Raw genomic sequence first — 13,428 nt, 5'->3', positions numbered from 1 at the left:
AATGGAAACATGCAATTAAAACCAGAAGAAATCTCCAAGGTCATCCGCAGCCAGATCAAATATTATGACAATGCCATCCAGCAGAATGAAACCGGTACGGTTTTGATGGTTGGTGACGGTATTGCCAGAGCCAGCGGCCTGATTAATTGTATGGCAGGCGAGCTGCTGGAGTTTGAAGACGGCAGCTTTGGTATGGCCCAGAACCTGGAAGAGAACAGCGTGTCCATCGTATTGTTTGGTTCCGATGAGAACATCAGCGAGGGACAGACTGTAAAACGTACCGGCAAGGTCGTATCCGTTCCGGTCGGAGAAGCAATGATTGGACGTGTCGTAAACGCCCTGGGACAGCCTATTGACGGCGCAGGCCCCATTGTGACGGACACTTTCCGGCCGATCGAGAGCCCGGCTCCCGGTATCTGCGAAAGAAAGAGCGTATCCGAGCCGCTTCAGACCGGTATCAAGGCCATCGACTCCATGGTTCCCATCGGACGTGGACAGCGTGAGCTGATCATCGGCGACCGTCAGACCGGTAAGACTGCCATTGCGGTAGACACCATTATTAACCAGAAGGGACAGGACGTAATCTGTATCTATGTAGCCATCGGCCAGAAGCGTTCCACTGTAGCCAATCTGGTAGAGACTTTGACAAAGAACGGCGCTATGGATTATACCATGGTTGTAGCCGCTACTGCATCCGAGGCAAGCCCGCTGCAGTATATCGCGCCCTATTCCGGCTGTGCCATGGGCGAATATTTTATGAATCAGGGAAAGCATGTGCTGATCATTTATGATGATCTGACCAAGCACGCGGTAGCATACCGTGCACTCTCTCTGCTGATTCGTCGTCCGCCCGGCCGTGAGGCTTATCCGGGTGACGTATTCTATCTGCATTCCAGACTTCTGGAGCGGGCGGCGAAGCTGGATGACGAGCACGGCGGCGGTTCCATGACGGCTCTGCCTATTATCGAGACCCAGGCGGGCGATGTATCTGCCTACATTCCGACCAACGTTATTTCCATCACAGACGGACAGATCTTCCTGGAGACCGAGCTGTTCCACTCCGGTGTTATGCCGGCTGTAAACCCGGGTATCTCCGTATCCCGAGTAGGTGGTAACGCCCAGATTAAAGCGATGAAGAAGGTAGCCGGTACCCTGAAGCTTCTGTATTCCCAGTACCGCGAGTTGCAGAGCTTCGCCCAGTTCGGTTCTGATCTGGATGCGGATACCAAGGCACGTCTGGAGCAGGGAGCGCGTATTGTGGAGGTCCTGAAGCAGAACCAGAACGCGCCGGTTCCGGTAGAAAAGCAGGTAGCAATTCTCTATGCGGTTACCAGGGGAATTCTGACCCGGATTGCCACAGAAGATGTGAAGGCGTATGAGGCAGGTCTTTACACCTATCTCGATACGGATGCCACAGGCGCTGCGGCTATGCAGGAAATCCGCTCTACAGGTAAGCTGGAGGCTGATACCGAGCAGAAGCTGAAAGAGGCCCTGGATGCGTATACGGAGCAGTTTCTGAATACAAAGCCTGAAAAATAAGTGATAGAGGAGGAAGCATATGGCTGCAAATATGAAAGCGGTGAAGCTGCGTATCCGAAGTGTGCAGAGCACCATGCAGATCACCAAGGCGATGGAACTTGTAGCATCCTCCAAACTGCGTAAAGCAAAGGAACGAGCAGAAACCTGCCGTCCTTATTTCCGGGAGCTTCACGAGACCCTGCAGGATATCGCAGACGGCAATACGGATTTTACATCCGTGTATGTGAAGAAAGCAGCTTCTGAAAAATACTGCTATGTGGTCATGGCAGGAGACCGCGGACTGGCCGGCGGCTACAATTCCAATATGTTCAAGGCTGTGGAAGCGGCCATGGAAGGAAAGGATTGTGTGGTGCTGCCCATCGGCAAGAAGGCCGTGGAGTATTACCGGAGAAAGGGAATTCCCTGTATCACTGAGAAGTATGCGGAGATTGAGGACGTCTCGGTGGCCAATTGCTTTGAGATGGCCAATATGCTCTGCGGGGAATTCAAAAACAAGGAATTCGGTCATATTGAGCTTTGTTATACGAAGTTCGTGTCCATGCTGTCACAGCAGCCGGATATGATTTCCATGCTGCCGCTGTCGGATCTGGCCAGAACGGAGGAGAAGAAGGAGCCGGTACGGAACCTGATTCTCTACGAGCCCAGCGCGGAGGAGGTCTTTGACGCCATCGTGCCGGAGTATCTGGCAGGTCTTATCTATGGCGGCGTCTGCGAGTCCCAGGCCAGTGAGCTGGCGGCCCGGAGAATGGCCATGGAGGCCGCTACCGGCAATGCGGAAGAGATGATCGAGAACCTGAACCTGTTTTATAACAGAGCCCGTCAGGCCAGCATAACGCAGGAAATCACAGAGATTGTTGGAGGTGCGGAAGGCATCTGATGAGGTGCGGGCGAAAGCCTGCAACCTGAACTAGGAATCAAAATAAGGAGATTCAGGAATGAGTGAAAAACACATTGGTGAAGTAGTGCAGATCACCGGACCCGTACTGGACATCCGGTTTGCTCACGATGAGCTGCCTGCGCTGCTGAATGCCATTGAAATTGATAACAACGGCAGCAAGCTGACCGTTGAGGTGGCACAGCAGATCGGCGACAATACGGTCCGCTGTATCGCCATGAACTCCACTGACGGTCTCGTCAGAGGAGCGAAGGCTCTGGATACCGGAAAGCCCATCGAGGTTCCGGTAGGCGAGGAGTGCCTTGGCCGTGTATTCAACCTTCTGGGAGACCCGGTAGACAATCAGCCGGCTCCGGAAGCGAAGGAACACTGGTCTATCCACCGTCAGGCTCCGGCTTACGAGGAGCAGGTACCGGCTACCGAGATTCTGGAGACCGGTATCAAGGTCGTAGACCTGATCTGCCCCTATGCAAAGGGTGGTAAGATCGGTCTGTTCGGTGGTGCGGGAGTAGGTAAGACCGTCCTGATCATGGAGCTGATCCACAACGTAGCGACAGCTCACGGCGGTATTTCCGTATTTACCGGTGTAGGAGAGCGTACCCGTGAGGGTAACGACCTTTATAATGAAATGAAGGAGAGCGGCGTTATCGACAAGACCGCCCTGGTCTATGGTCAGATGAACGAGCCCCCCGGAGCGCGTATGCGTGTGGGTCTTTCCGGACTGACGATGGCAGAGTATTTCCGTGATGTGAAGAATCAGGACGTGCTTCTGTTTATTGACAATATTTTCCGTTTTACCCAGGCAGGATCCGAGGTATCCGCGCTGCTTGGACGTATGCCGTCCGCAGTAGGTTACCAGCCGACCCTGGCTACGGAGATGGGTGCGCTGCAGGAGCGTATCACATCCACCAGAAAGGGTTCTATCACTTCTGTACAGGCTGTATATGTGCCTGCGGATGACCTGACTGACCCGGCTCCGGCCACCACCTTTACCCATCTGGACGCTACCACGGTACTTTCCCGTGAGATCAGTGCCCAGGGTATCTATCCGGCCGTAGATCCGCTGGATTCCACCAGCCGTATCCTTTCTCCGGAGATCGTAGGCCACGAGCACTACGAGGTAGCCCGTGCGGTACAGCAGGTGCTGCAGCGGTATAAGGAGCTGCAGGATATCATCGCTATCATGGGTATGGACGAGCTGTCCGAGGAGGATAAACAGACCGTAAACCGTGCCCGTAAGGTACAGCGTTTCCTGTCCCAGAGCTTCTCTGTGGCAGAGCAGTTTACCGGTATGCCGGGAAGCTATGTTCCGCTGAAGGAGACTCTGCGTGGATTCCGCATGATTCTGGACGGCGAGTGTGATCAGATACCGGAGAGCTGCTTCCTGATGGCAGGAACCATCGACGAGGTATTTGAAAGAGCGAAGAATCAGTAAAGGGGGATGTCTATGAAGACTTTTCCGTTACGAATCGGAACGCCGGACGGACTGCTTTTTGAAGGAGAGGCAGAGCGGATCGTCTGCAGAACCATTACCGGTGATCTGGCGATTCTGGCCGGACACAGTAATTTCTGCACCGCCCTCGGTATGGGACACGCCCATGTGGCGCTTCCGGACGGGACCACCCGCGAGGCAGCCTGCATCGGCGGTATGCTGTCCATGATGAACGGCACCTGTCGCGTCATGGCTACCACCTGGGAGTGGAAAGAGGACATCGACGAGGAGCGTGCTGTGAAGGCTAAGGAGCGCGCTGAGAAGCTGCTGGAAGACAAGAGCCTCAGTGAGCGCGACTACCGCATGGCGGAAGCGCGTCTGAAGAGAGCTTTACTCCGTCTGGATGTAAAAGAATAATAGTTCATTAAAAATAAAACGGATTCCCGAGGCTCTGCGGATGCAGAGGCGGGAATCCGTTTTTTTTATGTAATAGGAAATTCCGTCGGAATCTCCTATTACATAAAAGCCCTCCGGGCAGGATCGCACTGCGGCAGAGTGGAATTATGTCGCTAAAGCGACCTGCCGTAGGCGGAGAATCCTATAAAGCAGGATTCTATTTTATGCTAGGAGCCCGGCCAGCTTCAGCGCATGAGCGATGGCCCGGGCCAGTCCGTCGGCGTCGATGTCGGCGGTTACATAGTCGGCGGCCTCCTGCACCTCCTTCATGGCGTTGCCCATGGCGATACCGCAAGAGGCTTTGCGGATTAGATCGATATCATTCATGCTGTCGCCGATGGCTACGGTGTGTTCCCAGGTGAGGCCGTAATGGCTTAAGATCCGGGAGGCTCCGATGACCTTGCCATTCTCAGCGGGGATAATATCCGCGCCGCCCAGCTCCGGGCCCATATACAGAAGCTTCAGCTCCGGAAAATGAGCCTGCACGTCGGCGATGGCTTCCTCCGTGTCCGACAGAAAAAAGGAGGTCATCTGGCAGTGGTAGATCTTTTGGAAGGCCTCGCCGGACTCCGGCAGGAGCTTCCGCTGCCTGGGACTGGCCAGTTCCAGAAAACGCTCCAGGTTTGAGGTACACCATTTGCCGTCGGCGCTGGACATGAGACAGTACTTTTTTTCCACCACATAGTCCAGAAGCCGGGTCTGGAGCTCCGGATCAAAGTACTTTTCCCAGAGTACCTCTTCCGGGGTCTCGATGATGGCTCCGTTGGAGCTGACCAGGCAGTCCGGCAGGAACCGTCCCTGAAATTCCTCCGGGAGAGATGTATACCGGAAGGGGCGGCCACTGGCCAGAACTACCCGGCAGCCCAGCTCCTTCAGGTGGCTGAGGGCCTCCAGAGCGCTGTCCGGCACAGCCCAGGTCCGGTGGCTGAAAATGGTGTTATCGTAGTCAATAAAAAAGAATGGTTTCATAAATTCCCGGAATCTCCTTATCTATGGATATCTTTGGTCAAAATTACAGCAAAAAGAGTAAATCGCTACTCTATTATACATGGTTTGACGGAAAATGGAAACGGAAAATCCGAAAGCTCTGTACAGACCTTAAAATGCTGTATTTTCCGCGTTTTTAAGGTATTTACAAATTGAAAGTTTGTGTTATACTAGACTAAGACTAAAAGCGGCTCATTTTGCATAAAGAGCCGGAAAACAGAGAAACTGGATCCTATAGAGAAACTGTAGGAACAGGACAGAGAAGCAGAATTTACAGGCGATTATCAGTAGACTATCAGAAATAAAAGTAAGACAAAAACAACGACTGGAAACAGAAAATAAATCAGAAATCAGAACAGAATTTAGATAAGAGATCGGAGAAATGGGAGTAGATATGGATCAGTACGTGATTAAAGGCGGAAACCCGCTCGTCGGTGAAGTGGAAATTGGCGGAGCCAAAAATGCGGCATTGGCGATTCTTGCGGCAGCAATTATGACGGATGATACGGTACTTATAGAGAATCTTCCGGACGTGCGTGATATAAATGTCCTTCTGGAGGCTATGCAGCAGATCGGCGCGCAGGTAGACCGCACCGATCGCCATACCGTGAAGATTAACGGTTCCCGGATCGGGGATTACAGTGTGGATTATGAATACATTAAGCGCATCCGCGCTTCCTACTATCTGCTGGGCGCACTGCTCGGTAAGTATAAAAAGGCGGAAGTTCCGCTCCCGGGTGGATGTAATATCGGTAGCAGACCCATCGATCAGCATCTGAAGGGCTTCCGTGCTCTGGGCGCTGATGTGAAGATCGAGTATGGCTTCATCGTGGCCGAGGCGGAGAAGCTGCGAGGCAGCCACATTTATCTGGATGTGGTATCCGTGGGCGCCACGATTAATATCATGATGGCAGCCTCCATGGCGGAGGGTAATACAGTTATCGAGAATGCGGCCAAGGAGCCTCACGTGGTAGACGTGGCGAATTTCCTGAACAGTATGGGCGCGAATATCAAGGGAGCCGGTACGGATGTGATCCGGATTCGTGGCGTGGAGAGACTGCATGCCACCGAGTATTCCATCATCCCGGATCAGATCGAGGCAGGTACGTTCATGTTTGCGGCGGCAGCGACCCGCGGTGACGTGACTGTGAAGAATGTGATTCCGAAGCATCTGGAGGCAGCTACGTCCAAGCTTCTGGAGATTGGGTGCGAGATCGAAGAGCTGGATGACGCAGTACGTGTGGTATGCTCCAAAGGACTTCGCAGTACCAATGTGAAGACCCTTCCCTACCCGGGCTTTCCCACAGATATGCAGCCCCAGATTACCGCGGCTCTGGCACTGGCCAAGGGCAGCAGTATCGTCACAGAGAGTATTTTTGAAAACCGGTTTAAATACGTGGACGAGCTGGCGCGCATGGGCGCGAATATCAAAGTAGAGGGCAATACCGCCATTATCGAGGGTGTGGAGCGCTACACCGGAGCCCAGGTATCCAGTCCGGATCTCCGGGCAGGCGCGGCATTGGTTATCGCCGGTCTGGCAGCGGACGGCATTACCGTAGTGGACGACATTCATTTCATCGAGCGCGGTTACGAGCGCTTTGACGAGAAGCTTCGTTCTCTGGGCGCAGAGATCGAGAAAGTGGAAGATGAGCGGGCATTGCAGAAGTTTCGTCTCCGAGTGGGTTGACAAAACACCCGGAGTAGTGTAATGTATAGCACGTGATAAGCAAATTGAATATTGTAATTTTTTCTCTTATTCAGAGTGATGGAGATACAAAGGATCTGTGAAGTCACGGCAACCCCGCGTGAGCGGAAGGTGCCAACCTGAGCGAGTTGAATCGAACAATAAGAGGATTTGGTTATCGTGATATAAACAGGTCCGCTTAGTATTAAGCGGGCCTTAACTTATGCCAAAGACACACAAAAAGAAAGGAAGAGACCATGGAAAAATTATTATTTACCTCAGAATCCGTAACCGAAGGCCACCCGGACAAAATCTGCGACCAGATTTCCGACGCCATTCTTGACGCCCTGCTGGAGCAGGATCCCATGAGCCGCGTAGCCTGCGAGACCGCGACTACCACAGGCCTGGTACTCGTCATGGGCGAGATTACCACCAAGGGCTATGTAGATATCCAGAAAATCGTCCGCGACACTGTGCGCGAGATCGGCTATGACCGTGGAAAATACGGCTTCGACGCAGACAACTGCGCTGTTATCACTGCCATTGATGAGCAGTCCACCGATATTGCCATGGGCGTAAACAAGGCTCTGGAAGCAAAGGAGCACCTGATGAGCGAGGATGAGATCGAGGCCATCGGCGCAGGCGACCAGGGTATGATGTTCGGCTATGCAGTCAATGAAACACCGGAGCTGATGCCCTATCCCATTTCCCTGGCACATAAGCTGACCAGGCAGCTGACCAAGGTTCGTAAGGACGGCACCCTGACCTACCTTCGTCCCGATGGAAAGTCCCAGGTAACCGTAGAGTATGACGAGAACGGCAAGCCGGCGCGTCTGGACGCAGTGGTTATTTCTACTCAGCACAGCGAGGATGTGACTCAGGAGCAGATTCATAAGGATATCAAGAAATACGTTCTGGATCCGATCCTTCCGGCAGAGATGGTAGATGCGGATACCAAGTTCTACATCAACCCCACCGGACGTTTCGTTATCGGAGGCCCCCACGGAGACAGCGGTCTGACCGGACGTAAGATTATCGTAGATACCTACGGCGGAATGGCCCGTCACGGCGGCGGAGCCTTCTCCGGCAAGGACTGCACCAAGGTAGACCGTTCCGCAGCGTACGCAGCACGTTACGTGGCAAAGAACATTGTAGCGGCAGGCCTGGCTGACAAGTGCGAGATTCAGCTGTCCTACGCCATCGGCGTGGCAAGACCCACATCCATCAACGTGGACACCTTTGGAACCGGTAAGCTTTCTGATACCAAGCTGGTAGAGATCATCCGCGAGAACTTCGACCTGCGTCCCGCAGGCATCATCCGCATGCTGGATCTGCGCAGACCGATCTACAAGCAGACTGCAGCTTACGGTCACTTCGGCCGTACCGACCTGGATTTGCCCTGGGAGAAAACAGATAAGGCCGAGGAACTGAAAAAATATCTGTAAATTTCTGGATAAACCCATTGACGTAATTACCGTAAATTGGTAGAATAACAGTGTCGTCAGACAGCGCATTTTGTCGAAATAATGCCAGTCTGGAGACACTGTTTTTTACTCTATAGGAAATACCGTGTCACATTAAAGCACGAAAGTCATGCTTCCTATAGAGCAAAAAACCCTCCGGAGGGATGCGCACTCGGCGCAGGTTTTCCGTTTACACAGGTTATACAGCACGGGTTCTTCCGTTGCTGTTTCACGAAAGAGAAAGGTCTGGATTTCGATCTGAAATCAACATTCCCAAAGTACGCCCAAGGGCGAAGTATGCAAAAATGTATCTGAAAACGGCTATTTTATGCCCTTGCAGGAAGGAGAAGTAAAACGTATAATGAAAAGGAGAGAATAGCAATGAGTAACCGAACGACTTCCAAATCAAAGCGTCGGAAGCGTAGCAGCTTCCCGGGAACCAAAAAACCGGTACAGAGGGAACATAAGGACCGCCTGTTCCGATTGGTATTCCGGGACAAAGAGGATTTGCTGGATTTGTACAATGCAGTGAACGGGACAGAATATGAGAATGCAGACGAGCTGGAGATTACCACCATTGAGGATGTGATTTATCTCAGCATGAAGAACGACTTATCGTTCATGTTTGGCGTTGTCATGAATTTGTACGAGCATCAGAGTACCTGGAATGAAAATATGCCGCTCCGGGGATTTTTCTATTTCTCGGAGTTGTATCAACAGTATCTGAACGGGAAGAATATAAAGCTGACAAATGAAAAAAAGCGCGTGATGGTTCCATTTCCCAAGTACGTGGTATTTTACAATGGCACGTCGGATATGCCGGATCGGGTGGAAATGAAACTGTCAGATTGTTTTTTGAGGCCGGACCGGGAGGAAGAAGAGCCCTGTCTGGAATGCAAAGCGACAGTATTGAATATCAATGCAGGCCGGAATCGGGATATGATGCGGAAATGCCGCAGATTATCAGACTATGCTTATTTCATCGGTCAAATTCGCTGGAAAATGGACGAAGGCTGGTCCCTGGATGAAGCAACGGAGATTAGCATCAGGCGGTGTATTGAGAAGGGAATACTGTCGGATATCCTGACGAAGTATGGAATGGAGGTGTACAGGATGATACTGACAGAGTATAACGAAAAAGAAGAACGGGAGTACCTGAGAAGGGAAAGCTGGAAAGAAGGCCGAGAAGAAGGCCGTATAGAAATATTGCAGGAAGTGGTTCTGGACAGACTGGAAGAGCTGGGGACAGTGCCTGAAACTGTGAAAAAGAGGATTCTGTCCACGGATAATACAGAGCAATTAAAGCTTTGGAACAAACAGGCTATCATGGCCGGAAGTATAGAGGAGTTTATCAAAGAAATGTAGGAGGGCGAAAGCCCTCCTTTTTTAATATCCGTTTTTAGCTAAATTATTTATTTCTACTTCAAACACATTGCGTTCGCCGGCATAAATGGAAATATCATAGGATAAAAGCTGATCATAATTATCGTATTCTGTACTTTCTACATATTGGACAGCGGATTTCTTTTTAATATTGAGATACTCAGCGTGCTTATCTTCTACGATTCTGGCGGTAAACTGCTTTTTCGTGTGCATAACCTTGATGTCGTAATAGCGCTCCATCGTATCGTATAAAGAGTTCGTTTCAATGTCGTAATGCTCAATTCCGGGAATACGGTCTGCTTTATAATAGGCATCAATATAGACGATAGGGACGTCATTGCGGTAGCGTAAACGCTGCAGACGAATCAGAGGTTCGCCTTCCGGAAATCCGGAGTGTTGAGATAAGGCGTCGGAGCAGAATATTTTCTCGGAGGACAGGAGCTCTGTTTTAGGCGTGTAGCCGTACATTCGCATCTCATCATTAAAGCTCATGATTTTTTTGAAAAAAACATTTTTTTGATTGGTTTGGTTTACGAATGTTCCTCTGCTTTTAAAGCGGCAAATATAGCCTTCGTTTGCCAGTTCAGAAAAGGCCTGCCGTGTTACGGTTCTGGAAAGATTGAAAGTATTGCAGAGTTCATTTTCGGTGGGGAGTTTATCACCTGGTTTTAAAGTACCAGACAGAATGGCAGCCTTTATAGATTCTTTAAGCTGGGAATAGAGCGGAATCAGGGAAAATTTGTTAATGGTAATGTATTCGGTAAAACGTTTTGTTTTGTCCATATGAGAGGGAACCTTTCTTGAATTTTATGATTTGTTACTTCTAATTTTATCGGAAAGAAAAAGATTGTCAATAGGTATTGACATTATTTTTATAATATACTAATATAACAATGTAATCACAAAGTTACAAAAAGGAGGAGAAAGATGTTTCAGTATGATGTAAGCAAATCAAACATGTGGAGAGAGGTTCATGAGCAACCGGAAATCATGAAAAAAATGATGGAAATCAATACTCCGGTTGTAAAGGAACTGTGTGAAGCAGTAAAAGCAAAAGGCTTCAAAAAGGTAGTTCTGGTGGGCCGGGGGTCCAGCGAACATGCATTGATTGCAGGAAAGTATGCTTTCGAAATTTATACACCTTTTCTGGCATCCATGTCCAGTCCGTCGGTTATAACCAGATATGACGGAAAGGTAGATCTGAGCGATGCACTGGTGATCGGAGTGTCACAGTGCGGAGAAGCGAAGGATGTTTATACCGTATTAAAAAAATGCCAGGATGAGGGCGGTATTGCGGTTTCTGTTACAAACGAGAGAGAATGCCTGATGCGACAGGTAGGAAATTATTATATTAACTGTGAGTGCGGAAAAGAGACAAGTTTTACGGCAGCGAAATCCTATATGGCTCAGACACTGATTGTTCTGATGATAGTAGCATATCTGAGCGGAGATGAAAAACTGATCGAAGCATTAAATCAGGCTCCGGATCTGATTGCGGCATGCCTGGGTGAAGAAGTGGAGAAGCAGATTAAAAATACGATTCCTCTGTTTCGGAATACGAAAGACATTCTTCTTCTGGCAAGAGGATTTGGTTTTGCCGTGGCGCAGGAAACAGAGCTGAAAATCATGGAAGCCAGCTATACAAATGCAAAAGCATATTCTGCGTGCGATTATCCCCATGGGCCGATCGCAACTACCAATCGCTTTATGCCGGTTATTTTCTTCCTGACAGATGAAAAGACGGATGAGAGCACCATTGGACTGGTAAAGAAGATCCAGAATGATTTCAAAGTAAGTACATTAGTTGTCACCAATAAAGAAAAGTACAGAGAACTTGGAAACGCATCCGTGGTACTTCCGGAAAAGGCAGAAGGAGTTTCAGGAATTTTCGGATTGGCTGTATTCTCGCAGCTGTTTGCCTGCCTGCTTTCCATTGCAAGGGGATATAATCCGGATGAACCCATTGGATTATCCAAGACGACAGTTACTTTTTAAGATAACAGGTTTTATATGTAAAATGGAGGAGAGTCAGAATGAGTATTACGTTGTTTCAGGGAATCCTGCTGGCAGTGATTATCTTTTTACTGGCATGGGATGCCAGATGGGAATGTTTCTTTATGTTCCATCCGATTGTAGTTTGTACGGTTACGGGACTGGTATTGGGTGATGTGAAGCTGGGACTTCAGGCGGCGGCTATTACAGAATTGTCATATCTGGGACTCAGCACAGTAGGAGGAACGGTTCCGCCAAATGCATTGATGGCTGGTCTGATGACGGTAGTCCTTGCATACAAAGGTGGTCTCAGCGCAGAGGCGGCGCTGGGGTTGAGCCTTCCCTTTGCACTGCTGATGCAGTGGATTGTAATTGCATGCCAGTCTCTGTTTTCCGGATTTAATGTAAAGCTGGAGGAGGCTGCTGCAAAGAATGATATGAAAGCATATCGGTTCTATGTATTTCTTCCGGAAATTATCCTGACTTTGTTATATGCGCTGGTGGCATTTCTGAGTACTTATGCGCTTCAGAATGTAATTTCCGATTTTGTGAATTCCTTCCCGGAATTTGTATCTCACGGATTTGAAATCGCAGGCGGTCTGCTTCCGGCCGTCGGTCTTGCGCTTCTTCTTAAGGTTATGCTGAAAAAGGAGAATGTGGCATACCTGATCATTGGCTTTCTGCTGATGAGTGTCCTGGATCTGGGAAATGTACTTCCGGTAGCGCTTTTTGCGGTGGCGCTGGCTCTGATCGGGTTTATGAGAGATAAGAATACAACTGTAGAGGAGGAAACAGATGATGGCGAAGGAATCTAGAGAAAAGCTGACAGATAAAGAAATAAAAAATCTCGGACTGCGGTCCATGTTTTATCAGACAGGGTTCAACTTTGAAAAGATGCAGGCCGGAAGTTTCGGATGGTGTCTGCTTCCCGGGCTTGAGAAGATTTATGGAAAGGACAGCCCGGAAGTGGGGAAAGCGATAACTACCTATGGCCTGGACTTTATCAATACGGAGCAGCATGCGGCCTCTTTCCTGATGGGACTCGTGTTATCCATGGAGGAGAACGGCAGTGACAGACAGTTGATTAAGAGTATGAAGACTGGTCTGTTCGGTTCTCTGGCAGGTATCGGAGATGCTATTTTCTGGTTTACGTTACTTCCTATCAGCGGTTCTATCGCGGCGTCCCTGTGCGGTCAGAATCTTTTGATTGGACCGGTGTTCTTTATCGCATTTTGGATTTTGATGGCGCTGTCAAGGGTGCTGTTTCTGAAGGCCGGCTACAGGCTGGGAAGTAATGCCATAGAAATGCTGACCTCAAATGTAAAGGAATTGACAAAAGCAGCCGGAATTCTCGGAGTTATGGTAGTGGGAGCCATGATCCCCAGCTATGTATCCTTCTCTTTTCCGGAAGACCTGACATTATTCGGTACCGTAGGAGTGCAGTCTATTTTTGATTCTATCATTCCGAATTTATTACCTGCATTATTCGTCGGTTTGTTGTATTATATCTTTAAGAAGAAACAGGTAGGCATTGTAGCGCTGATTTTAGGTATCATCGTATTTTCAGTACTGATGTCACTGCTTGGAATTATGTAGG

The 13,428-nt window shown here is 49.7% G+C and carries 12 protein-coding genes and 1 riboswitch; of the genes, 10 read left to right on the top strand and 2 right to left on the bottom strand.

Going from position 1 to position 13,428, the window contains the following annotated elements; all coding sequences use genetic code 11:
- Positions 1–9: 9 nt before the first annotated feature.
- From atpA to atpC, 4 genes are read left to right on the top strand one after another with little or no spacing between them, the layout of a single operon-like run.
- A complete protein-coding gene (gene atpA / locus H8S44_RS02135; RefSeq protein WP_186872717.1) occupies positions 10–1,539 on the top strand; it encodes a F0F1 ATP synthase subunit alpha in 1,530 nt (509 codons plus the stop codon).
- Between the two features lie 19 nt (positions 1,540–1,558).
- On the top strand, positions 1,559–2,416 hold the full coding sequence (gene atpG, locus H8S44_RS02130; RefSeq protein WP_186872718.1) for an ATP synthase F1 subunit gamma: 858 nt from the start codon (positions 1,559–1,561) through the stop codon (positions 2,414–2,416).
- Positions 2,417–2,474: 58 nt separating this feature from the next.
- Positions 2,475–3,869: a F0F1 ATP synthase subunit beta gene (gene atpD / locus H8S44_RS02125; RefSeq protein WP_186872719.1), complete on the top strand. Its 1,395-nt coding sequence runs from the start codon at positions 2,475–2,477 to the stop codon at positions 3,867–3,869.
- A gap of 12 nt (positions 3,870–3,881) precedes the next feature.
- Positions 3,882–4,283, top strand: coding sequence for an ATP synthase F1 subunit epsilon (gene atpC, locus H8S44_RS02120; protein WP_186872720.1), 402 nt, complete (start codon positions 3,882–3,884; stop codon positions 4,281–4,283).
- 201 nt (positions 4,284–4,484) lie between these two features.
- Here the strand turns inward: atpC and H8S44_RS02115 are convergent, their stop codons facing one another.
- Positions 4,485–5,291: an HAD-IIB family hydrolase gene (locus tag H8S44_RS02115; RefSeq protein WP_186872721.1), complete on the bottom strand. Its 807-nt coding sequence runs from the start codon at positions 5,289–5,291 to the stop codon at positions 4,485–4,487.
- 412 nt (positions 5,292–5,703) lie between these two features.
- Between H8S44_RS02115 and H8S44_RS02110 the strand changes: the two genes are divergently transcribed.
- The 3 genes from H8S44_RS02110 to H8S44_RS02100 all read left to right on the top strand — a co-directional run bounded on the left by H8S44_RS02110 (position 5,704) and on the right by H8S44_RS02100 (position 9,821).
- Positions 5,704–6,996: a UDP-N-acetylglucosamine 1-carboxyvinyltransferase gene (locus H8S44_RS02110; RefSeq protein WP_186873002.1), complete on the top strand. Its 1,293-nt coding sequence runs from the start codon at positions 5,704–5,706 to the stop codon at positions 6,994–6,996.
- Between the two features lie 63 nt (positions 6,997–7,059).
- A riboswitch (SAM riboswitch) is annotated at positions 7,060–7,161 on the top strand.
- Positions 7,162–7,250: 89 nt separating this feature from the next.
- Positions 7,251–8,438: a methionine adenosyltransferase gene (gene metK / locus H8S44_RS02105; protein ID WP_186872722.1), complete on the top strand. Its 1,188-nt coding sequence runs from the start codon at positions 7,251–7,253 to the stop codon at positions 8,436–8,438.
- Positions 8,439–8,837: 399 nt separating this feature from the next.
- Positions 8,838–9,821: an RpnC/YadD family protein gene (locus H8S44_RS02100; protein ID WP_186872723.1), complete on the top strand. Its 984-nt coding sequence runs from the start codon at positions 8,838–8,840 to the stop codon at positions 9,819–9,821.
- A gap of 21 nt (positions 9,822–9,842) precedes the next feature.
- On the opposite strand, the gene H8S44_RS02095 is transcribed toward H8S44_RS02100, so the two are convergent.
- The gene (locus tag H8S44_RS02095) at positions 9,843–10,622 is read right to left on the bottom strand and encodes a GntR family transcriptional regulator (RefSeq protein WP_186872724.1); all 780 of its coding nucleotides are present in this window, start codon (positions 10,620–10,622) and stop codon (positions 9,843–9,845) included.
- 144 nt (positions 10,623–10,766) lie between these two features.
- Here H8S44_RS02095 and H8S44_RS02090 point away from each other — a divergent pair, with 144 nt between their 5' ends.
- From H8S44_RS02090 to H8S44_RS02080, 3 genes are read left to right on the top strand one after another with little or no spacing between them, the layout of a single operon-like run.
- Positions 10,767–11,834, top strand: coding sequence for an SIS domain-containing protein (locus tag H8S44_RS02090; RefSeq protein WP_186872725.1), 1,068 nt, complete (start codon positions 10,767–10,769; stop codon positions 11,832–11,834).
- Positions 11,835–11,872: 38 nt separating this feature from the next.
- A complete protein-coding gene (locus H8S44_RS02085; protein WP_186872726.1) occupies positions 11,873–12,646 on the top strand; it encodes a PTS sugar transporter subunit IIC in 774 nt (257 codons plus the stop codon).
- The gene (locus H8S44_RS02080) at positions 12,627–13,427 is read left to right on the top strand and encodes a PTS system mannose/fructose/sorbose family transporter subunit IID (protein ID WP_186872727.1); all 801 of its coding nucleotides are present in this window, start codon (positions 12,627–12,629) and stop codon (positions 13,425–13,427) included. The genes H8S44_RS02085 and H8S44_RS02080 overlap by 20 nt, the downstream gene beginning before the upstream one ends.
- Position 13,428: the final 1 nt, after the last annotated feature.

It is taken from the genome of Anaerosacchariphilus hominis, from assembly GCF_014290175.1.
Lineage (GTDB): Bacteria > Bacillota > Clostridia > Lachnospirales > Lachnospiraceae > Laedolimicola > Laedolimicola hominis.
Note: the sequence above shows the minus strand (reverse complement) of the source record. Positions and strands in the feature narration are given on the sequence as shown.

What these genes read in the sequence shown, in the direction of transcription:
- metK (WP_186872722.1), top strand. Translation starts at nt 7,251, where the DNA reads ATGGAAAAATTATTATTTACCTCAGAATCCGTAACCGAAGGCCACCCG.
- H8S44_RS02080 (WP_186872727.1), top strand. Translation starts at nt 12,627, where the DNA reads ATGATGGCGAAGGAATCTAGAGAAAAGCTGACAGATAAAGAAATAAAA.
- H8S44_RS02100 (WP_186872723.1), top strand. Translation starts at nt 8,838, where the DNA reads ATGAGTAACCGAACGACTTCCAAATCAAAGCGTCGGAAGCGTAGCAGC.
- atpG (WP_186872718.1), top strand. Translation starts at nt 1,559, where the DNA reads ATGGCTGCAAATATGAAAGCGGTGAAGCTGCGTATCCGAAGTGTGCAG.
- H8S44_RS02090 (WP_186872725.1), top strand. Translation starts at nt 10,767, where the DNA reads ATGTTTCAGTATGATGTAAGCAAATCAAACATGTGGAGAGAGGTTCAT.
- H8S44_RS02085 (WP_186872726.1), top strand. Translation starts at nt 11,873, where the DNA reads ATGAGTATTACGTTGTTTCAGGGAATCCTGCTGGCAGTGATTATCTTT.
- atpC (WP_186872720.1), top strand. Translation starts at nt 3,882, where the DNA reads ATGAAGACTTTTCCGTTACGAATCGGAACGCCGGACGGACTGCTTTTT.
- atpD (WP_186872719.1), top strand. Translation starts at nt 2,475, where the DNA reads ATGAGTGAAAAACACATTGGTGAAGTAGTGCAGATCACCGGACCCGTA.
- H8S44_RS02095 (WP_186872724.1), bottom strand. Translation starts at nt 10,622, where the DNA reads ATGGACAAAACAAAACGTTTTACCGAATACATTACCATTAACAAATTT.
- H8S44_RS02110 (WP_186873002.1), top strand. Translation starts at nt 5,704, where the DNA reads ATGGATCAGTACGTGATTAAAGGCGGAAACCCGCTCGTCGGTGAAGTG.
- atpA (WP_186872717.1), top strand. Translation starts at nt 10, where the DNA reads ATGCAATTAAAACCAGAAGAAATCTCCAAGGTCATCCGCAGCCAGATC.
- H8S44_RS02115 (WP_186872721.1), bottom strand. Translation starts at nt 5,291, where the DNA reads ATGAAACCATTCTTTTTTATTGACTACGATAACACCATTTTCAGCCAC.